Below are 21901 nucleotides of genomic sequence, written 5' to 3' on the forward strand. Positions count from 1 at the left end.
ATCCGCGAAGGCGGCCGCACCGTCGGCGCTGGCGTCGTCGCGTCCATCATCGAGTGATCCGAACTCTTTTTGAAGCTGCCGGGGCGGGCGCGCCCTGAACTCAACAGGGCGCCGCCCTTCCTCCGTGGAGACCGAGTAAAATGAACGGTCAGAACATCCGGATCCGCCTCAAGGCGTTCGATCACCGCATTCTGGACACGTCGACCCGCGAAATCGTGTCGACGGCCAAGCGGACCGGCGCCCAGGTGCGTGGTCCGATCCCCCTGCCGACGCGCATCGAGAAGTTCACCGTGAACCGCTCGCCGCACGTCGACAAGAAGAGCCGCGAGCAGTTCGAGATTCGGACGCACAAGCGCCTTCTCGACATCGTCGACCCGACGCCGCAGACCGTGGACGCGCTGATGAAGCTCGACCTCGCCGCCGGCGTCGACGTCGAGATCAAGCTCTGATCGGCGAAAGGGAAGGACGACGCAGATGCGGTCCGGAGTAATCGCACAGAAGCTGGGCATGACCCGCATCTTCACGGATGCAGGTGAGCATGTGCCGGTCACCGTTCTCAAGCTCGAGCAGTGCCAGGTCGTCGCGCACCGCACGCTCGAGGGCAACGGCTACGTCGCGCTGCAGCTCGGCGCCGGCGCCCGTAAGGCCAAGAACGCCACCCGCGCCGAGCGCGGCCACTTCGCCAAGGCGGAAGTGGAGCCGAAGCGTAAGGTCGTCGAGTTCCGGGTGTCCCCGGACGCGGTGATCCCGGTCGGCGCCGAAATCACGGCGGACCACTTCGTCGCGGGACAGCGGGTCGACGTGACCGGCACCTCGACGGGCAAGGGCTTCGCCGGCGCCATGAAGCGCTGGAACTTCGGCGGTCTGCGCGCCACGCACGGCGTGTCGATCTCGCACCGTTCGCACGGCTCCACCGGCGGTCGCCAGGATCCGGGCAAGGTGTTCAAGAACAAGAAGATGGCCGGTCATCTCGGCGACGAGCGGGTCACGACGCAGAACCTCAAGGTGGTCTCCACCGACGTGGAGCGCGGCCTGATCCTGGTCGAGGGTTCGGTTCCGGGCGTCAAGGGCGGCTGGATCCTGGTCCGCGACGCGGTCAAGACCAAGCTGCCGGACGGCCTGCCGCTGCCGGGCTCGTTCCGCGAACGCGGCGCGGCCGAGGTGCCGGCCGATACCGCGGCCGTTGAGACGGAGAACGCGTGATGGTCGACATCGCAATCACCACCGCCGACGGCCAGGCCGGCGAGAAGATCTCGCTTTCGGACGAGATTTTCGGCCTGGAGCCGCGCGCGGACATCCTGCACCGCGTCGTGCGCTGGCAGCTCGCCAAGCGCCAGGCCGGCACGCACCAGACGCTCGGCCGCTCGGACATCGCCCGCACGGGCAAAAAGATGTACAAGCAGAAGGGCACGGGCCGCGCCCGTCACGCCCAGGCTTCCGCGCCGCAGTTCCGTGGCGGCGGCCGGGCCTTCGGGCCGGTCGTGCGCAGCCACGAGCATGACCTGACGAAGAAGTTCCGCGCCCTCGGCCTGAAGCACGCGCTTTCGGCCAAGGCCAAGGAGCAGCAGATCGTCGTGGTCGACACGTTCTCGCTCACCGAGGCGAAGACCAAGGCGCTCAAGGAGCAGATCGAGAAGCTCGGCTTCGCGAACGCCCTGATCGTCGACGGTGCCGAGGTCGAGAACAATGTGAGGCTCGCGGTCCGGAGCGTGCCTTACGTGGACGTGCTGCCGGTCCAGGGCATCAACGTCTATGACATCCTCCGTCGCGACACGCTCGTGCTGACGAAGGCCGCCATCGATGCGCTGGAGGCGCGCTTCAAATGACCGACGTGCGCCACTACGACGTCATCCGTTCGCCGGTGATCACCGAGAAGGCGACGTATGCGTCCGAGCAGAACAAGGTCGTCTTCCGCGTCGCGGACACGGCGACCAAGCCGCAGATCAAGGCGGCGGTCGAGAAGCTCTTCGACGTCAAAGTCGTGAGCGTCAACACGCTTGTCCGCAAGGGCAAGACCAAGCGTTTTCGCGGCCGCCTCGGCCAGCAGAGCGACGTCAAGCGCGCGATCGTGACCCTCGAAGAGGGCCATTCGATCGACGTGACGACGGGCCTCTGAGGCGCGCGGGATAGGGAGCCGAACAGATGGCGCTCAAGACATTCAACCCGATCACGCCGAGCCTTCGCCAGCTCGTGATCGTCGACCGCTCGGCCCTGTACAAGGGCAAGCCGGTGAAGCAGCTGACCGAAGGACTGACGTCCGCCGGCGGCCGCAACAACACCGGCCGCGTCACCGTTCGGTTCCGTGGCGGCGGCCACAAGCGGACGTACCGCCTGATCGACTTCAAGCGGCGCAAGCTCGACGTGCCGGCCAAGGTGGAGCGGATCGAATATGATCCGAACCGTTCGGCCTTCATCGCGCTGATCCGCTATGAGGATGGCGAGCTGAGCTACATCCTGGCGCCGCAGCGCCTGGGCGTGGGCGACACGGTCGTCGCCGGCGCGCAGGTCGACGTGAAGCCCGGCAACGCGATGCCGCTCGGCGCCGCGCCGGTCGGCACGATCGTCCACAATGTGGAGCTCAAGATCGGCCGCGGCGGCCAGATCGCGCGCTCGGCGGGCGCCTACGCGCAGATCGTCGGCCGCGACCAGGGCTACGTGACCCTGCGTCTGAATTCGGGCGAGCAGCGGCTCGTGCACGGCCAGTGCTTCGGCACGGTCGGCGCGGTGTCGAACCCGGACCACGCGAACATCAGCCTCGGCAAGGCCGGGCGTTCGCGCTGGCTGGGCCGCAAGCCCCACAATCGCGGCGTGACCATGAACCCGGTCGACCATCCGCACGGCGGCGGCGAAGGCCGCACCTCGGGCGGCCGTCATCCGGTGACCCCGTGGGGCAAGCCGACCAAGGGCAAGCGGACCCGTTCCAACAAGGCGACCGACAAGTTCATCCTGTCGAGCCGCCACGCCCGTAAGAAGAAGTAAGCGGAGAGCCGACAATGGCGCGTTCAGTTTGGAAGGGCCCGTTCGTCGACGGCTATCTGCTCAAGAAGGCGGACGCTGCTCGGTCGTCGACCCGGAATGAAATCATCAAGATCTGGAGCCGTCGCTCCACGATCCTGCCTCAGTTCGTGGGCCTCACCTTCGGGGTCTATAACGGGCAGAAGCATATCCCGGTCGCGGTCTCGGAAGAGATGATCGGCCACAAGTTCGGCGAGTTCGCTCCGACCCGCACCTTCTACGGGCACGCGGCGGACAAGAAGTCGAAGAGGAAGTAATCATGGGCAAGCAGGCAGCTCCCCGCGCGCTTCCCGAGAACGAGGCCAAGGCCGTGCTCCGCATGGTCCGGATCTCGCCGCAGAAGCTGAACCTCGTCGCGCAGATGATCCGCGGCAAGAAGGTCGAGACGGCGCTCGCCGACCTGACCTTCTCGCGCAAGCGGATCGCCGGCCAGGTGAAGAAGACGCTCGAGAGCGCGATCGCCAACGCCGAGAACAACCACGATCTCGACGTGGACGATCTCGTCGTGAGCCAGGCGTTCGTCGGCAAGTCGATCGTGATGAAGCGGTTTTCGCCCCGCGCTCGCGGTCGCGTCGGCCAGATCCAGAAGCCGTTCTCGCATCTGACGATCATCGTGCGTCAGGTCGAGCGCGACGCGGCCAAGGCCTGAGGAGAAGACGATGGGTCACAAGGTCAACCCGATCGGGCTTCGGCTCGGCATCAACCGCACGTGGGACTCGCGCTGGTTCGCCGGCAAGGGCGAGTACGGCAAGCTGCTGCACGAGGACATCAAGATCCGCGACGCCCTGCTGAAGGATCTGAAGCAGGCCGCGGTCTCGAAGATCGTCATCGAGCGCCCGCACAAGAAGTGCCGCGTGTCGATCTACTCCGCCCGCCCGGGCATCGTGATCGGCAAGAAGGGCGCGGACATCGACAAGCTGCGCAAGAAGGTCAGCTCGATGACGGCCTCGGAAGTGCACATCAACATCGTTGAGGTGCGCAAGCCGGAGATCGACTCGACGCTGGTCGCGGAGTCGATCGCCCAGCAGCTCGAGCGCCGCGTCGCGTTCCGTCGCGCCATGAAGCGCGCGGTCCAGTCGGCGATGCGCCTCGGCGCCGAGGGCATCCGCATCAACTGCGCCGGCCGTCTCGGCGGCGCGGAGATCGCCCGCACCGAATGGTACCGCGAGGGCCGCGTTCCGCTGCACACGCTGCGCGCCGACGTCGACTACGGCGTCGCCACAGCGAAGACGGCGATGGGCACCTGCGGCGTCAAGGTGTGGATTTTCAAGGGCGAGGTCATGGAGCACGACCCCATGGCCCAGGATCGTCGCCTCACCGAAGATTCGAGCGGCGGTGGCCGTCCGAACCGTCGCGACGCGGCGTGATCGGGAGCCTCGGAGTCTAAGTCATGCTGCAACCGAAGCGCACTAAGTTCCGCAAGCAGTTCAAGGGCCGCATCAGCGGCGCCGCGAAGGGCGGATTCGACCTGAACTTCGGCGCCTACGGCCTCAAGGCCCTGGAGCCGGAGCGTGTCACGGCCCGCCAGATCGAGGCGGCCCGCCGCGCGATGACGCGTCATATGAAGCGCGCCGGCCGCGTCTGGATCCGCGTGTTCCCTGACGTCCCCGTCTCGAAGAAGCCGACCGAAGTCCGCATGGGCAAGGGCAAGGGCGCGAACGAGTTCTGGGCCGCGAAGGTGAAGCCGGGCCGCATCATGTTCGAGCTCGACGGCGTGCCCGTCGAGCTCGCCCGGGAAGCTCTTGCGCTCGCGGCCGCCAAGCTGCCGATCCGCACGCGCTTCGTCCAGCGCATCGCCGAGTGAGGGAGGACGTCATGGCGAAGGCTCAAGACCTGCGGACGATGTCCGTGGACCAGCTCGACGAAGAGCTCGTGAAGCTGAAGAAGCAGCAGTTCAACATGCGCTTCCAGAAGGCCACGGGCCAGCTCGACAACACCGCGCAGGTGCGGCAGGTGCGTCGCGACATCGCGCGCATCCGCACCGTCGCGACCGCCAAGCGCGCGGAAGCGCCGACGAAGGCCTGAGGAGGACATCATGCCCAAACGCGTCCTTCTGGGGACTGTCATTTCCGACAAGAACGCCAAGACCGTCGTGGTCAAGGTGGAGCGTCGCTTCACGCACCCGCTGCTGAAGAAGACCGTGCGTCGGACCAAGCACTACCACGCCCATGACGAGCAGGGCGTGTTCAAGGTCGGCGACCTCGTGTGGATCGAGGAGAGCCGTCCGATCTCGAAGCTGAAGCGTTGGGTCGTTCGTCCCGACGCGTCGGTCGATCCGGACGCCTCGGCGCCCGCTCCGACCGAGTGACGATCATCTGAAATCCAAGGCCCGCCGGGCGAGGTCCGCTCCCGTTAGCGGATACCGGTCCGGGCGAACGAGAAAGGCTTCAAGGCCATGATTCAGATGCAGAGCAACCTCGACGTCGCCGACAACTCCGGCGCCAAGCGAGTGATGTGCATCAAGGTTCTCGGCGGCGCCGGCCGTCGTTACGCCTCCGTGGGCGACATCATCGTGGTGTCGGTCAAGGAAGCGATTCCGCGCGGCCGCGTGAAGAAGGGCGACGTCATGAAGGCGGTCGTCGTTCGCACGGCCAAGGACATCCGTCGTCTGGACGGCTCGGTGATCCGTTTCGACCGCAACGCGGCCGTGCTGATCAACAATCAGAAAGAGCCGGTCGGGACCCGCATCTTCGGCCCGGTTCCGCGCGAGCTGCGCGCCAAGAACCACATGAAGATCATCTCGCTCGCGCCGGAGGTGCTGTGATGGCCGCGAAGATCAAGAAGGGCGACAAGGTCGTCGTTCTCGCCGGCCGCGACAAGGGCAAGACCGGCGAAGTGCTGCAGGTGCTCCCCAAGGACGAGCGCGCCCTGGTGCGCGGCGTCAACGTGGTGAAGCGCCATACGCGCCAGACCCAGACGACGGAAGGCGGCATCATCTCGAAGGAAGCCGCCATCCACCTGTCCAACATCGCGCTCGCCGACCCGAAGGACGGCAAGGCGACGCGCGTCAGCTTCAAGGTCCTGGACGACGGCCGCAAGGTTCGCGTCGCGGCGCGTTCGGGAGAGCAGATCGATGGCTGAGACCGCTTACGAACCGCGCCTCAAGAAGCACTACGCCGACGTCGTTCGGCCGAAGCTGATCGAGGAGTTCGGGTACAAGAACCCGTTCGAGGTTCCGACGATCGAGAAGATCGTCATCAACATGGGTGTCGGCGAAGGCGTCGCGGACTCCAAGAAGGTGACGAACGCGGTCGGCGAGCTGACCAAGATCGCCGGCCAGAAGCCGGTCGTCACCAAGGCCCGCACCTCGATCGCGACCTTCAAGCTGCGCGAGGGCCAGTCGGTCGGCGCCAAGGTCACGCTCCGGCGCGCCCGCATGTACGAGTTCATCGACCGTCTGGTCACGATCGCGCTGCCGCGCGTCCGCGACTTCCGCGGCCTGAACCCGAAGAGCTTCGACGGCCGTGGCAACTTCGCCATGGGCATTAAGGAGCACATCGTGTTCCCCGAGATCGAGTACGACAAGATCGATCAGGTGTGGGGCATGGACGTCATCGTCTGCACGACGGCGAAGTCTGACGACGAGGCGCGCGCCCTGCTGCGCGCCTTCAACTTCCCCTTCAGGCAGTGACGGGAGGATCGCATGGCTAAGAAGAGCGCGATCGAGAAGAACAACCGCCGCCGGCAGCTCGTCGACCGCTTCGCCGCGAAGCGCGCCGAACTGAAGGCGATCGCCAACAACGAGAGCCTCGACCTCGAGGAGCGCTTCGCGGCGCGCCTCAAGCTCGCCCAGCTCCCGCGCAACGGCTCGAAGACCCGCATCCGTAACCGCTGCGAAGTCACGGGCCGCCCGCGTGCGTATTATCGCAAGCTTGGCATCTCCCGCATCGCGATCCGGGATCTTGGCTCGAAGGGCCTGGTTCCGGGTCTCCTGAAGTCGAGCTGGTGAGGAGGAGGGGTCCATGTCACTGATCGATCCCCTCGGCGATATGCTGACGCGCATCCGCAACGCGCACATGCGGAACAAGACCTCGTGCTCGACGCCTGGCTCGCGCCTGCGCCAGCACGTGCTGGACGTGCTGCAGGCGGAAGGCTACATCCGCGGCTACACGCAGACGGAGCTCGCCAACGGCCGCACCGAGTTCGAGATCGAGCTCAAGTACTACGACGGCGCGCCCGTCATCCGCGAGATCCAGCGGGTGTCGAAGCCGGGCCGGCGCGTGTACGCCTCGGTCAAGAACCTGCCGCGTGTGGCCAACGGCCTCGGCATCTCGATCCTCTCCACGCCGAAGGGCGTGATGGCGGATCACGACGCCCGCGACAACAATGTGGGCGGGGAGATCCTCTGCCGCGTCTTCTGACGCTGGGCAGGGGATTTCTCGGACGGATTTAGGAGAGCGATCATGTCGCGCATCGGCAAGAAGCCGGTCGACGTGCCGTCGGGCGTGACCGCGGCCGTCGACGGCCAGGACGTCAAGATGAAGGGACCGAAGGGCGAACTCGCCTTCCGCGTCCATGACGATGTCGTCGTCGAGTTCAAGGACGGGAAGGTCTCCGTCCAGCCGCGGAACGAGACCAAGGGCGCGCGGGCCAAGTGGGGCATGTCGCGCACGATGGTGTCGAACCTCGTCGAGGGCGTCACCAAGGGCTTCGAGAAGAAGCTCGAGATCAGCGGCGTCGGCTACCGCGCGGCGGTGCAGGGCAAGGAGCTCGTGCTCGCGCTCGGCTACAGCCACGACGTGAAGTACCCGATCCCGGACGGGATCGAGATCAAGTGCGCCAAGCCGACGGAGATCTCGGTCTCCGGCATCGACAAGCAGCGTGTCGGCCAGGTCGCGGCGGAGATTCGCGAGTTCCGCGGTCCCGAGCCCTACAAGGGCAAGGGCGTCAAGTACGCGGGCGAGTTCATCTTCCGCAAGGAAGGCAAGAAGAAGTAAGGGCCCGGAACCATGGCGAAGAATCTCGTTACCGAGGCGCGCCGCAAGGCGCGCGTCCGCCGGGCGCTCCGTTCGAACGCGAACGGCCGTCCGCGCCTGTCCGTCTTCCGCTCGTCGAAGCAGATCTACGCTCAGATCATCGACGACGCGAAGGGCGTGACGCTCGCGTCGGCCTCGACGCTCGACAAGGATTTCCGCGCGGCCAAGAAGACCGGCGCGGACATCGCGGCCGCCCAGGCCGTCGGCAAGCTGGTGGCGGAGCGCGCCGCCGCGGCCGGCGTCAAGGACGTGGTCTTCGACCGCGGCTCGTACATCTATCACGGCCGGGTCAAGGCCCTGGCCGAGGCCGCCCGCGAGGGCGGGCTCAATTTCTGACGCCCGCTCGGCTGGAGGATTTACATTATGGCTCGTGAGCCCAGAGAGAACCGCCGGAACGAGCGCGAAGAGCGCGACAGCGAGTTCGTCGACAAGCTCGTGCACATCAACCGCGTCGCCAAGGTGGTGAAGGGCGGCCGTCGCTTCGGCTTCGCCGCTCTCGTCGTCGTCGGCGACCAGAAGGGTCGCGTCGGCTACGGCCACGGCAAGGCCCGCGAGGTGCCGGAGGCGATCCGCAAGGCGACCGAGGCCGCCAAGCGCGGTCTGATCCGGGTGCCGCTGCGCGAAGGCCGCACGCTGCATCACGACGTCGACGGCCGCCACGGCGCCGGCAAGGTCGTGCTGCGCGCGGCACCGGCCGGCACCGGCATCATCGCCGGCGGCCCGATGCGCGCCGTGTTCGAGACGCTCGGCGTCCATGACGTCGTCGCGAAGTCGCTCGGCTCGTCCAACCCGTACAACATGGTGCGGGCGACGTTCGACGCCCTGAAGCACGAGGATAGCCCGCGCTCCGTCGCGGCCCGTCGCGGCCTCAAGGTTTCGACCCTGCAGTCCCGCCGCCGCGACGTCGACGCCGACGCCGTGGCCGAAGGCTGACGCCCGTTTCTGAAGGAGGCTGACCATGGCCGACGTTGAGAACAAGAAGGGCAAGGCCGCCCGCGCCGTGAAGGGCGAGAAGGTCACGGTCGTGCAGATCGGCTCTTCGACCCGCCGCCCGGCGGACCAGCATGCGACCCTCGTCGGCCTCGGCCTGGGCCGCATCGGCAAGCGCCGCGAACTCGCCGACACCCCGGCGGTGCGCGGCATGATCGACAAGGTGGCTCACCTTGTGCGCGTCGAAGACGACGCCCGCTGAGCGCTGGAGAGACGTGATGAAACTGACTGATCTCCGGGACAACCCCGGCGCCACCAAGGAGCGGATCCGCGTCGGACGCGGCATCGGCTCCGGCAAGGGCAAGACCGGCGGCCGCGGCGTCAAGGGTCAGAAGTCCCGCACGGGCGTCCGCATCAAGGCGTTCGAGGGCGGCCAGATGCCGCTCTATCGGCGTCTGCCGAAGCGCGGCTTCAACAACCTGTTCGCGACCGACCTGAATGAGGTCAACCTCGCCCGTCTCCAGCAGGCGGTCGACGCGGGCAAGCTCGACGCCGGCAAGCCGGTGACCGAGGCCGCCCTCATCGAGGCCGGCGTGCTGTCCAAGAAGAAGGACGGCGTGAAGGTGCTGGGTCGCGGCGAGCTCAAGACCAAGCTCGACCTCGAGGTCTACGCTGTCTCCAAGGCTGTCGCGGACGTGATCGAGAAGCTCGGCGGCAAGGTGACGCTGCTCGCCCCGAAGAAGGATGCGGACGCCGCCTGAACCCCTTATCTAGGGGCGCGGATTCCGAACTTCCTGCAATACGAGGCGATCGATGGCGTCGGCGGCTGAGCAGCTTGCTGCGAACCTCAACTTCTCCGCTTTCTCGAAAGCGGGCGAACTCAAGAAGCGCATCTGGTTCACGCTCGGCGCGCTGCTGATCTACCGCCTCGGGACCTACATCCCGCTGCCGGGCATCAACCCGGCGGCGCTGGCGGAGGTCTTCCGCCAGCAGTCCACGGGCATCATCGGCCTGTTCAACATGTTCTCGGGCGGGGCGGTCGGCCGTATGGCGATCTTCGCGCTCGCGATCATGCCGTACATCTCGGCCTCGATCATCGTCCAGCTGATGACGACGGTCTCGCCGCACCTGGAGGCCCTCAAGAAGGAGGGCGAGCAGGGCCGCAAGATCATCAACCAGTACACCCGCTACGGAACCGTGCTGCTCGCGGTCGTGCAGGCGTATGGCATCGCGGTCGGGCTCGAGGGCCAGGCCAACGTGGTGGTCGATCCTGGCCTGTTCTTCCGGATCGCGACGGTGATCACGCTCACCGGCGGAACCATGTTCCTGATGTGGCTCGGCGAGCAGATCACCGCGCGCGGCATCGGCAACGGCATCTCGCTGATCATCTTCGCGGGCATCGTGGCCGAGCTTCCGGCCGCGATCGCGGGCACGCTCGAACTCAGCCGCCAGGGCGCGCTGTCGACGACGATCATCCTCGCGATCGCCGTGATGGCGATCGCCGTGATCGCCTTCATCGTCTACATGGAGCGCGCCCAGCGCCGCCTGCTGATCCAGTATCCGAAGCGACAGGTGTCGCAGAACCGGATGACCGGCGGCGAGAGCTCGCATCTGCCGCTGAAGCTGAACACCGCCGGCGTGATTCCGCCGATCTTCGCGTCGTCGCTGCTTCTGCTGCCGACCACGATCGCGAATTTCTCGGCGCAGGGCGCCGGGGCCGGCTGGCTGTCGACGATCACGACCCATCTCGCGCACGGCCGCCCGCTGTACATGCTGCTGTACGTGGCGTTGATCGTGTTCTTCTGCTTTTTCTACACCGCGATCGTCTTCAACCCGAACGAGACGGCCGACAACCTCAAGAAGTACGGCGGCTTCATCCCGGGCATCCGGCCGGGCGAGCGCACGGCGGAGTACATCGACTACGTCCTCACGCGCATCACCGTGGTCGGCGCGGCCTACATGGCTCTGGTCTGCCTACTGCCCGAAATACTGATCTCCTACGCCGCCGTTCCGTTCTATTTTGGCGGCACCTCTCTGCTGATCGTCGTGTCGGTGACGATGGACACGGTCGCGCAGGTCCAGGGGCATCTGTATGCCGCGCAGTATGAGGGCCTCATCAAGAAGGCCCGTCTGAAGGGGAAGAGGCGATGAGATTGATCCTGCTCGGGCCGCCCGGCGCCGGCAAAGGCACGCAGTCGGAGCGCCTCGTGAAGGCGCACGGGATCGTGCAGCTCTCCACCGGCGACATGCTGCGCGCGGCGGTCGCGGCGGGCACGCCGGTCGGCCTTCAGGCCAAGGACCTGATGGCGCGCGGCGAGCTCGTGCCGGACGAGGTCGTGGTCAAGATCGTCGCTGACCGGGTCGAAGAGCCGGACGCCAGGAACGGCTTCATTCTGGACGGTTTCCCGCGCACGCTGCGGCAGGCCGAGGCGCTGGAGGCGATGCTGGCCGAGAAGGGCATCAAGCTCGATTCGGTCATCGAGCTGTCGGTCGACGAGGACGCCCTGCTTGAACGTGTCGAGCGGCGCGCGCGCGAGGCCGCGGCCGCCGGCAAGGCGGTTCGTTCGGACGACGCGCCCGAGGTCGTGAAGAAGCGGATCGCCGATTACAAGTCGGTCACCGCTCAGCTCAAGCCGTTCTATTCCGAGCGCGGCCTGTTTTCGGTCGTGGACGGCATGGCTCCGATCGAGAGCGTGACCTCGGCGATCGACGGCATTCTCGCCGACACCCGCGCGTCCGCGTCCTGACGCGGACGCGGAATCGTTAAAAAGGCTTGACGCGGGCGCTTCGAGGCGCTACGCGCAACCCCTCACCGAAAGCGCCGCGACGAGCGGGGCGTTCTCGCCTCGCGGTTTCGTTGTGGTTTTGTCAGCGCGCAAGGGCCGGCCTCCACCGGACGCGCGTCTATCCGGCTTCGAGCCGACATATGGAGACTGAACGTGGCACGTATCGCCGGCGTAAACATTCCGACGAACAAGCGCGTGATCATCGCGCTGCAGTATATTCACGGCATCGGGGCCCAGAAGGCGACGGAGATCTGCGAGAAGGTCTCGATCCCGGCCGAGCGCCGCGTCAACCAGTTGACGGACGCCGAAGTCATCCAGATCCGCGAGACGATCGACCGCGACTATCTGGTCGAGGGCGATCTGCGCCGCGAAGTGGCGATGAACATCAAGCGTCTGATGGACCTGGGCTGCTACCGCGGCCTGCGCCATCGTCGCGGTCTGCCGGTCCACGGCCAGCGCACGCACACCAACGCGCGCACCCGCAAGGGCAAGCCGAAGCCGATCGCCGGCAAGAAGAAGTAATCCGTTTTTCGAACGCGCCGCGTGAGCGGCGCTTCATCCCGAGCGCCTGGCGATACGGGCGCGCCTGAAGGATAGAGAGCCATATGGCCAAGGAAGCCCAGCGCATTCGCCGTCGCGAGCGCAAAAACATCGCCTCGGGCGTCGCGCATGTGAATGCGACGTTCAACAACACCATGATCACGATCACCGACGCGCAGGGCAACACCGTGTCGTGGTCGTCGGCCGGCGCCCAGGGCTTCAAGGGCTCGCGCAAGTCGACCCCGTACGCGGCCCAGGTCGCGGCCGAGGACGCGGCCAAGAAGGCGGCGGAGCACGGCATGCGCACCCTCGAGGTCGAGGTTCGCGGCCCAGGTTCCGGCCGTGAGTCGGCGCTGCGCGCTCTGCAGGCCGCGGGCTTCATGGTGACGTCGATCCGCGACGTGACCCCGATCCCGCACAACGGCTGCCGTCCGCGGAAGCGTCGTCGCGTCTGACGCGCGTTCGTCGCCTGCGCCCCGTCCGCGGGGCGCATGTTCGTTTCGAGGCTGGTCCATCGGGGCCGGCCGACGCGGAGAGAAGCGGACCTCCGCGTTTGACTGACGAAGGGTGCAGTCGTGATCCAGAAGAATTGGCAAGACCTGATCAAGCCGAACAAGCTTGAGGTCGCTCCGTCCGGCGACGGCAAGCGCACCGCCACGATGGTGGCCGAGCCGCTCGAGCGCGGCTTCGGTCTGACGCTCGGCAACGCGCTGCGTCGCATCCTGCTGTCGTCGCTTCAGGGCGCGGCCGTGACCTCGGTGCACATCGACGGCGTGCTCCACGAGTTCTCGTCGATCCCGGGCGTCCGCGAGGACGTGACGGACATCGTCCTGAACATCAAGGACGTCGCCATCAAGATGCAGGGCGAAGGCCCGAAGCGCATGGTGCTGCGCAAGCAGGGCCCCGGTCAGGTCGTGGCGGGCGACATCCAGGTCGTCGGCGACGTCCAGATCCTGAACCCGGACCTCGTGCTCTGCACCCTCGACGAGGGCGCCGAGATCCGCATGGAGTTCACCGTCGACACCGGCAAGGGCTACGTCCCGGCGGACCGCAACCGCCCCGAGGACGCGCCGATCGGGCTTATCCCGGTCGACAGCCTGTACTCGCCGGTGAAGAAGGTCTCCTACCGCGTTGAAAACACGCGCGAAGGCCAGATCCTCGACTACGACAAGCTGACGCTGACCGTCGAGACCAACGGCTCGATCACCCCGGACGACGCCGTGGCCTACGCCGCGCGCATCCTCCAGGACCAGCTCGAGGTGTTCGTCAACTTCGAGGAGCCGAAGAAGGAAAGCGTCCAGTCCGCGATCCCGGAGCTCGCCTTCAACCCGGCGCTGCTCAAGAAGGTGGACGAGCTGGAGCTGTCGGTACGTTCGGCGAACTGCCTGAAGAACGACAACATCGTCTACATTGGCGACCTGATCCAGAAGACGGAGGCCGAGATGCTGCGCACTCCGAACTTCGGCCGCAAGTCGCTGAACGAGATCAAGGAAGTGCTGGCGCAGATGGGTCTGCATCTCGGCATGGAAGTCGGCGGCTGGCCGCCGGACAACATCGACGAGCTCGCCAAGCGTTTCGAAGAACACTACTGAGGGTTCGGCCTCGTCAGCCTCTAGAGGCGCGGGCCTGAAGGAGAAGACACCATGTCCATGCACGGCAAGCGGGGCCGCCGCTTCAACCGTCTGCAAAGCCATCGCAAGGCGATGTTCGCGAACCTCGCGATCTCGCTGATCGAGCACGAGCAGATCGTCACCACCCTGCCGAAGGCGAAGGACCTGCGTCCGGTCGTCGAGAAGCTCGTGACGCTCGCCAAGCGCGGCGACCTGCACGCGCGCCGTCAGGCGATCGCCGAGCTGCGGCACGTGCCGACGGTCCAGAAGCTGTTCGGCGCCATCGGCCCGCGTTACGCTGAGCGCAACGGCGGCTACCTGCGCATCCTCAAGGCCGGCTTCCGGCACGGCGACAACGCGCCGGTCGCGGTCATCGAGTTCGTCGACCGTGACGTCAGCGCCAAGGGCGCCGGCGATCGGGCGCGCGCCGAGGCCGAGGAGAGCGCCGCCGCCTGAGGCGGAGCGGCGCGTTCCAACCTGATTGAAAGGCGGCCTCGGGCCGCCTTTTGTCGTTTCCCGTCCGGCTCCGTCCGGCGCCGGAGTCCGGACCGTCGCGCCGCCGCTGTTTTCGCGGTGCGCATCCGTAGAACTGCAGTGCAGCGACGGGGCGTCGTCGTGCTATCCTGCGCGCGGAACGAGGGAGCGCGCGGGGGAACGTGACGCCTCAGGCTGTCGAAGCGGCGCAGGACGCCGATGTGTCCGAGATCGTGACTGCGCTCGCGGGGGCGGCCGAAGCACCGGTTCGGCGCGGCCGGGGCGGTTACCGCCTGCCGTTTCGTCCGTCGGGATTGGCGCCGCCGTTGCCGTTCCTGCTGCGCCGCGGCTCGGTGTCGTTCCGGGCCGGAGACTGGCGCGGAGCGCTCGCCGCGAGCCGCGTCTTCGCCCACCGCAACGCCGCCGGCAACAGCGTCGCGATCGGGCGCAACTTTCGGTTCGACCGCCTCGAGGTCGTGTTCTGCGGCGTGGGCAACAGCCTTGTCATCGGCGACGACGTCAACTGGAGCGGCGCGATCCGCATTCGCGGCCATGGCGTGTCGGTTTCGATCGGCAGCAGGTGCGATTCGAAGGAGGGCCGCATTGTTGCGGCAGGCGCCTCGATCTCGCTCGGGACGGACTGCCTGATCGCCGAGGACGTCGAGCTGCGCTCGTCCGACATCCACCGCATCTATGATCGCGAGAGCGGCGAACTGCTCAACGCGCCCGCGCCGATCGTGATCGGCCGGCGGACCTGGCTCTGCGGCGGAGCGATGGTGCTGAAGGGCGTGGAGCTCGCGGAAGGCACGATCTTGGGGTCGCGCGCGGTGGTGGCGGCCTCGGTCGAGGAGCCGCGATGCGTGGTCGCCGGCAACCCGGCCAGGATCGTGCGGCGCGGCGTGATCTGGAAGCGATAGCGCGCTAGAACGCCTCGTCATTCGCTGCGAGGCGGACGGGCCCGCCGTGGGCTTCGCCCTGTCGCGCGGCGATCGATCGCCTATCTGTCACGGCGAAAGCCCCTTCGGACCGACGCCCATGCTCAATCCCCGCCAGCTCTTCGCCATCGCGGCGCTCGCCGTGTTCGCGGCCGCGCCGTCCGCCCATGCGCAGGAGCGCCGCCCGCCGGAAAGCGCCGCGCAGGTGAAGCTTTCGTTCGCGCCGGTGGTCAGCCATGTCCGGCCGGCGGTCGTGAACATCTACGCCACCCGTACCGAGCGTCGGCGCAGCGCCTTTCTGGATGATCCGTTCTTCCGCCAGTTCTTCGGCGACGGCCGCGGCCTGCCGCGCGAGCGCGTGCAGCGCTCCCTCGGCTCGGGCGCGATCGTCGGCGAGGACGGTCTGGTGGTGACGAACAACCACGTCATCGAGGGCATGACGGAAGTCCGGGTCGCGCTCTCGGACAAGCGCGAGTTCGAAGCCAAGATCCTGCTCAAAGACCCGCGCACCGACCTCGCGGTGCTCAGGATCGGGGACGGCTCCGAGCGGTTCCCGACCCTGCAGTTCGCGGATTCCGACGCCCTGCAGGTCGGCGATCTCGTGCTCGCGGTGGGCAATCCCTTCGGTGTCGGCCAGACGGTCACATCCGGCATCGTGTCCGCCGTGGCGCGCACCCAGGTCGGGGTCGGCGACTTCCAGTCGTTCATCCAGACGGACGCGGCGATCAACCCCGGCAATTCCGGCGGCGCGCTAGTGGATCTCGACGGCCGCCTGGTCGGCATCAACACGGCGATCTTCTCGCAGTCCGGCGGCTCGGTCGGGATCGGCTTCGCGATCCCCGCGAACATGGTCCAGGTCGTGCTCTCCTCGGCGCGGAGCGGCGCCAAGGCGGTGGCGCGGCCCTGGTTCGGCGCCTCGCTGCAGGCGGTGACGCCGGAGATCGCGGAGAGCCTGGGCCTCAAACATCCGTCCGGCGCGCTGGTGGCGAATGTCGCGCCGAACTCGCCGGCGGCGAAAGCGGGCGTCATCGCCGGCGACCTCGTCACAGCGGTGGACGGGCGCGAGGTCGACGACGTCGAAGGCTTCACCTACCGCTTCGCCACGCGCCCGCTCGGCGGCCACGCCGCCGTCACCCTTAGCCGCGACGGCAAGGCGCGAACCGTGCAGGTGGCGCTGTCGCCCGCTCCGGAGACGCCGGCGCGGGACGTCCGGGCCATTCGCGGCTACTCGCCCTTCTCGGGCGCGACGGTCGCCAATCTGTCGCCCGCGCTGGCGGAGGAGCTTTCGCTGGTGGGGCCGAGCGCGGGCGTGGTGGTGATGGAGACGGAGGACGGCTCGCCCGCGCAGCAGCTCGGCTTCCAGAAGGGCGACGTCGTGCGCGAGATCAACGGCTCGAAGGTCGCCTCGACCGCCGACCTCGCGCGCACGGCGGGCCAGAACCCGCGCTACTGGAAGGTGACGATCGAACGCGGCGGCCGCACCTTCACCAGCGTGTTCGGGGGCTGACGCGTGGCCAATCTGTTCGAGGCGGCGGGTCTTGAGCGCGAGGCGCCGCGACCGCTCGCAGACAGGCTGCGGCCCAAGTCGCTCGACGAGGTCATCGGGCAGGATCATCTGCTCGGACCCGACGGCGCGCTCGGCCGCCTCGTCGCGGCGGGCTCGCTCGGCAGCCTCATCTTCTGGGGGCCGCCTGGAACGGGCAAGACCACCGTCGGCCGCCTGCTCGCGGACGCCACCAGCCTCGCCTTCGAGCCGATCTCGGCGATCTTCACCGGCGTCGCGGATCTCAAGAAGGTGTTCGAGGCCGCGCGCGGACGGCGGGCGATGGGGCAGGGCACGCTGCTGTTCGTCGACGAGATCCATCGGTTCAACAAGGCGCAGCAGGACTCGTTCCTGCCGGTGATGGAGGACGGCACGGTCACGCTCGTCGGCGCGACCACCGAGAACCCGTCTTTCGAGCTCAACGCGGCCTTGCTGTCGCGCGCGCGGGTGCTGGTGTTCCGTTCGCTCGAACCGGAGGCCATCGAGCGGCTGCTTGCCCGCGCGGAGGCGATCGAAGGCCGTCCGCTGCCGCTCGACGCCGAGGCCCGCGCCGTGCTGATCCGGATGGCGGACGGCGACGGCCGCGCCTCTCTGACGCTGGCTGAGGAGCTGTGGCGCGCCGCCCGACCGGGCGAAATCTTCGATGCGAACCGCGTTCAGGACGTGGTTCAGCGCCGCGCGCCGATCTACGACAAGTCGGCGGACGGCCACTACAACCTCATCTCCGCGCTGCACAAGTCGGTGCGGGGCTCCGACCCGGACGCGGCGCTCTACTGGTTCGCGCGCATGCTCGACGCCGGCGAGGACCCGCTCTATCTGGCGCGTCGCCTGATCCGCATGGCGTCGGAGGACATCGGGCTCGCCGATCCGCAGGCGCTGGTCGTGGCGATCGCGGCGCGCGACGCCTTCGAACAGCTCGGGACGCCGGAGGGCGAGTTGGCGCTCGCCGAATGCGTCGTCCATCTCGCGACAGCGCCCAAATCCAACGCGGTCTATGTCGCCTACAAGCAGGCGCGGGCGGCGGCCCGCGAGCACGGCTCGCTGCTCCCGCCGCGCCACATCCTGAACGCTCCGACCAAGCTGATGAAGGCGGAAGGCTACGGCGCGGGCTACGCCTACGACCATGACGCGCCGGACGCGTTCTCGGGGCAGGACTACTTCCCCGAGACGATGGGGCGGCGGACGTTCTACGATCCGCCCGACCGCGGTTTCGAGCGCGAACTCAGGAAGCGGCTCGACTACTGGGCGAAGCTCAGGGCGGATCGCTCATGATCCCGGGCTTCCCTTCTTCCTCGACGCGGTGACCCTTCGGGAGCGGGGCGAGGGCGGCGCGGCCGTGGCTTACGTGCTCGCGTCGGCCGTGGTTTCGATCGGCGCCCTCGTCTGGGGTCTCGCGCTCGGGCGCGCGCTGGGTTAATCCAGGCGCAACGCTGGGTTAATCCGGGCGCGAAGTCCGGTTAATCCGCAGTCGAAAGCAACTTCCATGGCGCAACGCACCCCCCGCGGGCCGAAATCCACCACCGGCAGCCGGCGCCCCGCCACGCCGGGCAAGCGCCCCGACGGCAAGCCGACCCGCGCCGCCCAGCGCAGCGCCGCGAGCGCGGCCTTCCGCAAGCCGGGATCGGCGTCCGCCGCCAAACCGGGGCCGAAGGCCGCGGCGAAGCCGGCCGGGCATCGCACTCTGGTCGAAAAGAGCGTCGAGCTCGCCTCCCGGGTCCTGCCGGCGCTGCCGGGCAAGGCGGCGGGCGTTCAGGCGATCCCGGTGCGCGACGCCGAGGAGGGCCTCAGGCTCGATCGCTGGTTCAAGGAGCGCTTTCCAGCGCTCGCCTTCGGCCATCTGCAGAAGCTCTGCCGCACCGGTCAGATCCGCGTCGACGGCGCCCGCGCCAAGACCGCGACGCGGCTCTCCGCCGGCATGGTGGTCCGGGTGCCGCCGCTGAAGGATGAGAGCGACGGCGCGGTCGACGACGAGGGCGTCGCGGCGCCGGCCGTCCGCCGGCCGAGCGCCAGCGACAAGGACGCCGAGTTCCTGCGGTCGATCACGATCTACGAGGACAGGGACGTCCTCGTGCTGAACAAGCCGTTCGGCCTCGCGGTCCAGGGCGGCTCCGGCACTGTGCGGCATGTGGACGGCATGCTGGCGGCGCTGACCGACCGCTCCGGTCAGAAGCCGCGCCTCGTGCACCGCATCGACAAGGACACCGCCGGCGTGCTGGTGACGGCGAAGACCCGGCTCGCCGCCTCCGAGCTCGCGCGCACCTTCCGCTCCCGCGCCGCCCGCAAGGTCTACTGGGCGCTCGCGCCCGGCGTGCCGCGGGTGAAGCAGGGCCGCATCTCGACCTACCTCGCCAAGGGCGAGGGCGACGGGCCCGAGGGCGAGCGCATGCAGGTCGCCTCCCACGGCGATTCCGGCGCGAGCCACGCGCTGACCTACTACGCGGTGGTCGACCAGGCCGGACAGAAGATGGCGTGGCTGTCGCTCAAGCCGGTCACCGGCCGCACCCACCAGCTCCGCGCGCACTGCGCCCACATCGGCCACCCGATCGTTGGCGACCCGAAGTATTTCAACATCGAGAACTGGGAGCTCCCGGGCGGCATCCAGAACCGGCTGCACCTGCTCGCCCGCCGGCTCGTCATCCCGCTGCCGAGCGGCGACATGCTCGACATCTCCGCGCCGCTGCCGCCGCACATGCAGCAGTCGTGGAACCTGCTCGGGTTCGACGCCAGCGAGTACGACCCGATCATCGACGCGCCGGAAGACTGACCTGCCGCGGCGCCCGAACGGAAAACGGCCGCGTCAGCGCTGACGCGGCCGTTTCTTTTTCGAAATGCGCCGGGCTGTCAGCTCAGCATACGCCGATCCAGCCCGAGCGCGCTGGGGGCGGCCTGAGCGTGGTCGCGGCCCTTGCCGTTCGGCGGCGCGGTCCACACCGGCACGTTCTCCTGGATGCGCCGGAACTCGGCCAGCGCCTGACCGACCACCTGGTCCATGTTGTAGTAGCGATAGGTCGCGAGCCGGCCGACGAAGTGAACGTTCTCTTCGGCGTTCGCGAGCGCCTGGTAGCGGCGGTAAAGCTCCTGGTTCTCCGGCCGGGGAACCGGATAATAGGGGTCTCCGGTCGCTGACGGATACTCGTAGGTGATGGTCGTGTTCGGGCTCGTCTGCCCAGTCAGGTGCTTGTACTCGGTGATCCGCGTATAGGCCTCCGTCATCGGATAGTTGACGGTCGCGACCGGCTGGAACGTCTCCTGCGCCAGCGACTTGTGCTCGAAACGCAGCGAACGGTAGGGCAGCTTTCCGAACCGGAAGTCGAAATACTCGTCGATCGGCCCGGTGTAGATCAGACGGCGGAACTTGGTCGTCTCGCGCACTTCGCGGAAGTCGGCGTTCAGCATGATCTTGATGTTCGGATGCGCCAGCATGCGCTCGAACATCCGGGTGTAGCCGTGCTTCGGCATGATCTGGTGGGTGTCGGTGAAGTAGCGGTCGTCGGTGTTGGTGCGCGTCGGAACGCGCGCGGTCACCGACTTGTCGAGCTCCGACGGATCGAGGCCCCACTGCTTGCGGGTGTAGCCGCGGAAGAACTTCTCGTAGAGCTCCCGCCCGACCTTGCTGACCACCACGTCCTCGGACGTCCTGATCTCCTCGACCGGCTCGGCCCGGGACCGCAGAAACGCGTCGGCCTCTTCGTCCGTCTTAAGGTCCAGATCGTACAGCGCGTTGAGCGTCGTGCGGTTGATGGGGATCGGAACGAGCTTGTCGTCGATCCGCGCCAGCACGCGGTGCTCGTACGGCCGCCACTCCGTGAAGCGCGACAGGTAGTCGACGATCGCGTCGGAGTTGGTGTGGAAGATGTGCGGACCGTACTGGTGCATCAGCACGCCGGCGTCGTCGTAACGATCATAGGCGTTGCCCGCGATGTGCGGACGCCGGTCGACGATCAGGACGCGCTGGTCACGTTCGCGCGCGATGCGTTCGGCGAGGACGCTTCCGGCGAAGCCGGCGCCTACGATAAGCCAATCATACATGGGCGGACTCCTTCCCGAGCGGCGCGTCGCCGCGCGCGGCCCGCTTGCGATCCGCAGCCTCGGCCGTGAGTTCGTAGATGCGCGCGAAGGTCTGGTCCCACGAGTTCTCGGAGAGCTTGGCGTCGACGCGCGCAAGCCACGGCGCCCGGTCGGCGGCCATCAACCGTTCGAGCGCGGAGACCATTTCCTGCGCGTCGCCGGCGATCTCCACCAAGCCGGCCTCGCCATAGCTTCCGATAACGTCGACGATCGGCGTCGACGCCACCGGCACGCCGGCCGCCAGGAACTCGGGCGTTTTCGTCGGGCTGATGAAGCGGGTCGACTCGTTGAGCGCGAACGGCATGAAGCCCGCGTCCCAGCCTCCGACATAGGCGGGCAGCTCCGCGTAAGGCTTGCCGCCGAGCCAGTGCAGGTTCGGACGCTGCGGCAGCTCGGCCGGGTCGATCTTGACCACCGGACCCAGCATCACAAAGCTCCAGTCAGGCCTCAGGCGGGCGACCTCGCCGACCAGCGCCGTGTCCATCCGCTCGTCGATCACGCCGAAGAAGCCGATGCGCGGGCCGGGTATGCCCGCCTGGTCGGCAGGCTCTGCGCCGCCATTTCGGCCCTGCCCGAAATGGGCCACGTCGATGCTGCTGGGGAAGGCGTGGATGTTGTCGTGGCGATGCTTCTTCGCCTCATAGAGGCTGTGGCCTCCGGTGAAGACGACGTCCGCCTTGGCGAGCATCTCGTCCTCGAGCGCGATCAGCTCTGGCGGCGCCCCGCGAAAGGCCGACAGCTGGTCCATGTTGTCGAACACGGTGACGTCGGCGTCGAGGTGCCGGCTGAAGAGCAGCGCCATCGGCGTGTAGTACCAGAAGATGCGGCGGCTGGTGGTCAGATCGCCCAGCAGCCTCTCGACCAGCTGGCGCTGGGCGAGGATCTTGCCGCTCTCGGAGAGGCCATGCGGAAGCACGGGCACGCCGACCTGCCGCCTTCGGGACGCGGGCTGAGCCGAAGAACAGCCTCGTCCACATCCTCGAAGATCGGCTCCTCGATGAAAAAGACGCTATGGCGCCGCGCG

33 protein-coding genes are annotated in these 21901 nt (G+C 67.7%); 31 read left to right on the forward strand and 2 right to left on the reverse strand.

Translation table 11 applies throughout. The annotated features are described in order from the left end of the window. The first annotated feature begins 140 nt into the window (after window positions 1-140). The 31 genes from rpsJ (at window position 141) to ACFSCV_RS18010 (ending at window position 19573) form a co-directional block, all read left to right on the forward strand. A complete protein-coding gene (rpsJ, locus tag ACFSCV_RS17860) occupies window positions 141-449 on the forward strand; it encodes a 30S ribosomal protein S10 (RefSeq protein ID WP_020178162.1) in 309 nt (102 codons plus the stop codon). 25 nt (window positions 450-474) lie between these two features. Next, the gene (gene rplC, locus ACFSCV_RS17865; RefSeq protein WP_378800938.1) at window positions 475-1203 is read left to right on the forward strand and encodes a 50S ribosomal protein L3; all 729 of its coding nucleotides are present in this window, start codon (window positions 475-477) and stop codon (window positions 1201-1203) included. Continuing rightward, entirely contained in the window at window positions 1203-1826 is a 624-nt protein-coding gene (gene rplD, locus ACFSCV_RS17870) for a 50S ribosomal protein L4 (RefSeq protein WP_378800939.1), read from the forward strand. Before rplC ends, rplD begins: the two co-directional genes overlap by 1 nt. Beyond that, entirely contained in the window at window positions 1823-2116 is a 294-nt protein-coding gene (locus ACFSCV_RS17875; RefSeq protein ID WP_271200982.1) for a 50S ribosomal protein L23, read from the forward strand. Before rplD ends, ACFSCV_RS17875 begins: the two co-directional genes overlap by 4 nt. Window positions 2117-2142: 26 nt before the next feature. Then, window positions 2143-2979 carry a 50S ribosomal protein L2 gene (gene rplB, locus ACFSCV_RS17880; RefSeq protein ID WP_378800940.1) on the forward strand — a complete coding sequence of 279 codons (837 nt, stop codon included), beginning with the start codon at window positions 2143-2145 and terminating at the stop codon, window positions 2977-2979. A gap of 14 nt (window positions 2980-2993) precedes the next feature. Beyond that, entirely contained in the window at window positions 2994-3272 is a 279-nt protein-coding gene (rpsS, locus tag ACFSCV_RS17885) for a 30S ribosomal protein S19 (RefSeq protein ID WP_271200984.1), read from the forward strand. A 2-nt stretch (window positions 3273-3274) separates the two neighbouring features. After that, the gene (gene rplV, locus ACFSCV_RS17890) at window positions 3275-3664 is read left to right on the forward strand and encodes a 50S ribosomal protein L22 (protein WP_378800941.1); all 390 of its coding nucleotides are present in this window, start codon (window positions 3275-3277) and stop codon (window positions 3662-3664) included. Window positions 3665-3674: 10 nt separating this feature from the next. Then, the gene (gene rpsC, locus ACFSCV_RS17895; RefSeq protein WP_271200986.1) at window positions 3675-4382 is read left to right on the forward strand and encodes a 30S ribosomal protein S3; all 708 of its coding nucleotides are present in this window, start codon (window positions 3675-3677) and stop codon (window positions 4380-4382) included. Window positions 4383-4405: 23 nt separating this feature from the next. Further along, complete coding sequence (gene rplP, locus ACFSCV_RS17900; RefSeq protein WP_378800942.1) at window positions 4406-4819, forward strand: 50S ribosomal protein L16; 414 nt, start codon at window positions 4406-4408, stop codon at window positions 4817-4819. An 11-nt stretch (window positions 4820-4830) separates the two neighbouring features. Further along, window positions 4831-5040 (forward strand): 50S ribosomal protein L29, encoded by a 210-nt coding sequence (gene rpmC / locus ACFSCV_RS17905; RefSeq protein WP_271200988.1) that lies wholly within the window; start codon window positions 4831-4833, stop codon window positions 5038-5040. Between the two features lie 10 nt (window positions 5041-5050). Further along, window positions 5051-5323, forward strand: coding sequence for a 30S ribosomal protein S17 (gene rpsQ, locus ACFSCV_RS17910; RefSeq protein WP_271200989.1), 273 nt, complete (start codon window positions 5051-5053; stop codon window positions 5321-5323). An 87-nt stretch (window positions 5324-5410) separates the two neighbouring features. Continuing rightward, window positions 5411-5779 carry a 50S ribosomal protein L14 gene (gene rplN / locus ACFSCV_RS17915; protein ID WP_378800943.1) on the forward strand — a complete coding sequence of 123 codons (369 nt, stop codon included), beginning with the start codon at window positions 5411-5413 and terminating at the stop codon, window positions 5777-5779. Continuing rightward, window positions 5779-6096, forward strand: coding sequence for a 50S ribosomal protein L24 (gene rplX / locus ACFSCV_RS17920; RefSeq protein ID WP_271200991.1), 318 nt, complete (start codon window positions 5779-5781; stop codon window positions 6094-6096). The genes rplN and rplX overlap by 1 nt, the downstream gene beginning before the upstream one ends. Continuing rightward, a complete protein-coding gene (gene rplE, locus ACFSCV_RS17925) occupies window positions 6089-6646 on the forward strand; it encodes a 50S ribosomal protein L5 (RefSeq protein WP_378800945.1) in 558 nt (185 codons plus the stop codon). Before rplX ends, rplE begins: the two co-directional genes overlap by 8 nt. A gap of 12 nt (window positions 6647-6658) precedes the next feature. Continuing rightward, a complete protein-coding gene (rpsN, locus tag ACFSCV_RS17930; protein ID WP_271200993.1) occupies window positions 6659-6964 on the forward strand; it encodes a 30S ribosomal protein S14 in 306 nt (101 codons plus the stop codon). A 13-nt stretch (window positions 6965-6977) separates the two neighbouring features. Continuing rightward, entirely contained in the window at window positions 6978-7376 is a 399-nt protein-coding gene (gene rpsH / locus ACFSCV_RS17935; RefSeq protein WP_271200994.1) for a 30S ribosomal protein S8, read from the forward strand. 42 nt (window positions 7377-7418) lie between these two features. Beyond that, window positions 7419-7952 carry a 50S ribosomal protein L6 gene (gene rplF / locus ACFSCV_RS17940; RefSeq protein ID WP_378800946.1) on the forward strand — a complete coding sequence of 178 codons (534 nt, stop codon included), beginning with the start codon at window positions 7419-7421 and terminating at the stop codon, window positions 7950-7952. Between the two features lie 12 nt (window positions 7953-7964). Further along, entirely contained in the window at window positions 7965-8327 is a 363-nt protein-coding gene (gene rplR, locus ACFSCV_RS17945; protein WP_378800947.1) for a 50S ribosomal protein L18, read from the forward strand. Window positions 8328-8354: 27 nt separating this feature from the next. Continuing rightward, window positions 8355-8924: a 30S ribosomal protein S5 gene (rpsE, locus tag ACFSCV_RS17950; RefSeq protein ID WP_378800948.1), complete on the forward strand. Its 570-nt coding sequence runs from the start codon at window positions 8355-8357 to the stop codon at window positions 8922-8924. Between the two features lie 25 nt (window positions 8925-8949). After that, a complete protein-coding gene (gene rpmD / locus ACFSCV_RS17955; RefSeq protein ID WP_271200998.1) occupies window positions 8950-9183 on the forward strand; it encodes a 50S ribosomal protein L30 in 234 nt (77 codons plus the stop codon). A 16-nt stretch (window positions 9184-9199) separates the two neighbouring features. After that, window positions 9200-9682, forward strand: coding sequence for a 50S ribosomal protein L15 (rplO, locus tag ACFSCV_RS17960; protein WP_378800949.1), 483 nt, complete (start codon window positions 9200-9202; stop codon window positions 9680-9682). Window positions 9683-9734: 52 nt separating this feature from the next. After that, complete coding sequence (gene secY, locus ACFSCV_RS17965; protein ID WP_378800950.1) at window positions 9735-11072, forward strand: preprotein translocase subunit SecY; 1338 nt, start codon at window positions 9735-9737, stop codon at window positions 11070-11072. Next, window positions 11069-11668 (forward strand): adenylate kinase, encoded by a 600-nt coding sequence (locus ACFSCV_RS17970; RefSeq protein WP_378800951.1) that lies wholly within the window; start codon window positions 11069-11071, stop codon window positions 11666-11668. The genes secY and ACFSCV_RS17970 overlap by 4 nt, the downstream gene beginning before the upstream one ends. A 192-nt stretch (window positions 11669-11860) precedes the next feature. Next, a complete protein-coding gene (gene rpsM / locus ACFSCV_RS17975; RefSeq protein WP_271201002.1) occupies window positions 11861-12229 on the forward strand; it encodes a 30S ribosomal protein S13 in 369 nt (122 codons plus the stop codon). Window positions 12230-12312: 83 nt separating this feature from the next. Further along, window positions 12313-12702: a 30S ribosomal protein S11 gene (gene rpsK / locus ACFSCV_RS17980; RefSeq protein WP_020178186.1), complete on the forward strand. Its 390-nt coding sequence runs from the start codon at window positions 12313-12315 to the stop codon at window positions 12700-12702. 102 nt (window positions 12703-12804) lie between these two features. After that, window positions 12805-13839 carry a DNA-directed RNA polymerase subunit alpha gene (locus ACFSCV_RS17985; protein WP_378801085.1) on the forward strand — a complete coding sequence of 345 codons (1035 nt, stop codon included), beginning with the start codon at window positions 12805-12807 and terminating at the stop codon, window positions 13837-13839. A gap of 51 nt (window positions 13840-13890) precedes the next feature. Beyond that, window positions 13891-14313 carry a 50S ribosomal protein L17 gene (rplQ, locus tag ACFSCV_RS17990; RefSeq protein WP_378800952.1) on the forward strand — a complete coding sequence of 141 codons (423 nt, stop codon included), beginning with the start codon at window positions 13891-13893 and terminating at the stop codon, window positions 14311-14313. A gap of 200 nt (window positions 14314-14513) precedes the next feature. Continuing rightward, entirely contained in the window at window positions 14514-15248 is a 735-nt protein-coding gene (locus tag ACFSCV_RS17995) for an acyltransferase (RefSeq protein ID WP_378800953.1), read from the forward strand. A 118-nt stretch (window positions 15249-15366) separates the two neighbouring features. Then, window positions 15367-16773: a DegQ family serine endoprotease gene (locus tag ACFSCV_RS18000; protein WP_378800954.1), complete on the forward strand. Its 1407-nt coding sequence runs from the start codon at window positions 15367-15369 to the stop codon at window positions 16771-16773. A gap of 3 nt (window positions 16774-16776) precedes the next feature. After that, window positions 16777-18081 (forward strand): replication-associated recombination protein A, encoded by a 1305-nt coding sequence (locus ACFSCV_RS18005; protein ID WP_378800955.1) that lies wholly within the window; start codon window positions 16777-16779, stop codon window positions 18079-18081. A 211-nt stretch (window positions 18082-18292) separates the two neighbouring features. After that, the gene (locus ACFSCV_RS18010) at window positions 18293-19573 is read left to right on the forward strand and encodes an RluA family pseudouridine synthase (protein ID WP_378800956.1); all 1281 of its coding nucleotides are present in this window, start codon (window positions 18293-18295) and stop codon (window positions 19571-19573) included. A gap of 77 nt (window positions 19574-19650) precedes the next feature. Here the strand turns inward: ACFSCV_RS18010 and glf are convergent, their stop codons facing one another. Both glf and ACFSCV_RS18020 read right to left on the reverse strand, forming a co-directional pair. After that, a complete protein-coding gene (gene glf, locus ACFSCV_RS18015) occupies window positions 19651-20838 on the reverse strand; it encodes a UDP-galactopyranose mutase (protein ID WP_378800957.1) in 1188 nt (395 codons plus the stop codon). Next, window positions 20831-21799, reverse strand: a complete 969-nt coding sequence (locus ACFSCV_RS18020) for a glycosyltransferase (RefSeq protein WP_378800958.1) — start codon at window positions 21797-21799, stop codon at window positions 20831-20833. Before ACFSCV_RS18020 ends, glf begins: the two co-directional genes overlap by 8 nt. Window positions 21800-21901: the final 102 nt, after the last annotated feature.

The organism is Methylopila henanensis, assembly GCF_042681025.1.
Taxonomy (GTDB): domain Bacteria; phylum Pseudomonadota; class Alphaproteobacteria; order Rhizobiales; family Methylopilaceae; genus Methylopila; species Methylopila henanensis.

Coding starts and splice junctions, on each gene's coding strand:
- rpsJ (WP_020178162.1), top strand. CDS start 141: ATGAACGGTCAGAACATCCGGATCCGCCTCAAGGCGTTCGATCACCGC.
- rplC (WP_378800938.1), top strand. CDS start 475: ATGCGGTCCGGAGTAATCGCACAGAAGCTGGGCATGACCCGCATCTTC.
- rplD (WP_378800939.1), top strand. CDS start 1,203: ATGGTCGACATCGCAATCACCACCGCCGACGGCCAGGCCGGCGAGAAG.
- ACFSCV_RS17875 (WP_271200982.1), top strand. CDS start 1,823: ATGACCGACGTGCGCCACTACGACGTCATCCGTTCGCCGGTGATCACC.
- rplB (WP_378800940.1), top strand. CDS start 2,143: ATGGCGCTCAAGACATTCAACCCGATCACGCCGAGCCTTCGCCAGCTC.
- rpsS (WP_271200984.1), top strand. CDS start 2,994: ATGGCGCGTTCAGTTTGGAAGGGCCCGTTCGTCGACGGCTATCTGCTC.
- rplV (WP_378800941.1), top strand. CDS start 3,275: ATGGGCAAGCAGGCAGCTCCCCGCGCGCTTCCCGAGAACGAGGCCAAG.
- rpsC (WP_271200986.1), top strand. CDS start 3,675: ATGGGTCACAAGGTCAACCCGATCGGGCTTCGGCTCGGCATCAACCGC.
- rplP (WP_378800942.1), top strand. CDS start 4,406: ATGCTGCAACCGAAGCGCACTAAGTTCCGCAAGCAGTTCAAGGGCCGC.
- rpmC (WP_271200988.1), top strand. CDS start 4,831: ATGGCGAAGGCTCAAGACCTGCGGACGATGTCCGTGGACCAGCTCGAC.
- rpsQ (WP_271200989.1), top strand. CDS start 5,051: ATGCCCAAACGCGTCCTTCTGGGGACTGTCATTTCCGACAAGAACGCC.
- rplN (WP_378800943.1), top strand. CDS start 5,411: ATGATTCAGATGCAGAGCAACCTCGACGTCGCCGACAACTCCGGCGCC.
- rplX (WP_271200991.1), top strand. CDS start 5,779: ATGGCCGCGAAGATCAAGAAGGGCGACAAGGTCGTCGTTCTCGCCGGC.
- rplE (WP_378800945.1), top strand. CDS start 6,089: ATGGCTGAGACCGCTTACGAACCGCGCCTCAAGAAGCACTACGCCGAC.
- rpsN (WP_271200993.1), top strand. CDS start 6,659: ATGGCTAAGAAGAGCGCGATCGAGAAGAACAACCGCCGCCGGCAGCTC.
- rpsH (WP_271200994.1), top strand. CDS start 6,978: ATGTCACTGATCGATCCCCTCGGCGATATGCTGACGCGCATCCGCAAC.
- rplF (WP_378800946.1), top strand. CDS start 7,419: ATGTCGCGCATCGGCAAGAAGCCGGTCGACGTGCCGTCGGGCGTGACC.
- rplR (WP_378800947.1), top strand. CDS start 7,965: ATGGCGAAGAATCTCGTTACCGAGGCGCGCCGCAAGGCGCGCGTCCGC.
- rpsE (WP_378800948.1), top strand. CDS start 8,355: ATGGCTCGTGAGCCCAGAGAGAACCGCCGGAACGAGCGCGAAGAGCGC.
- rpmD (WP_271200998.1), top strand. CDS start 8,950: ATGGCCGACGTTGAGAACAAGAAGGGCAAGGCCGCCCGCGCCGTGAAG.
- rplO (WP_378800949.1), top strand. CDS start 9,200: ATGAAACTGACTGATCTCCGGGACAACCCCGGCGCCACCAAGGAGCGG.
- secY (WP_378800950.1), top strand. CDS start 9,735: ATGGCGTCGGCGGCTGAGCAGCTTGCTGCGAACCTCAACTTCTCCGCT.
- ACFSCV_RS17970 (WP_378800951.1), top strand. CDS start 11,069: ATGAGATTGATCCTGCTCGGGCCGCCCGGCGCCGGCAAAGGCACGCAG.
- rpsK (WP_020178186.1), top strand. CDS start 12,313: ATGGCCAAGGAAGCCCAGCGCATTCGCCGTCGCGAGCGCAAAAACATC.
- rplQ (WP_378800952.1), top strand. CDS start 13,891: ATGTCCATGCACGGCAAGCGGGGCCGCCGCTTCAACCGTCTGCAAAGC.
- ACFSCV_RS18000 (WP_378800954.1), top strand. CDS start 15,367: ATGCTCAATCCCCGCCAGCTCTTCGCCATCGCGGCGCTCGCCGTGTTC.
- ACFSCV_RS18010 (WP_378800956.1), top strand. CDS start 18,293: ATGGCGCAACGCACCCCCCGCGGGCCGAAATCCACCACCGGCAGCCGG.
- glf (WP_378800957.1), bottom strand. CDS start 20,838: ATGTATGATTGGCTTATCGTAGGCGCCGGCTTCGCCGGAAGCGTCCTC.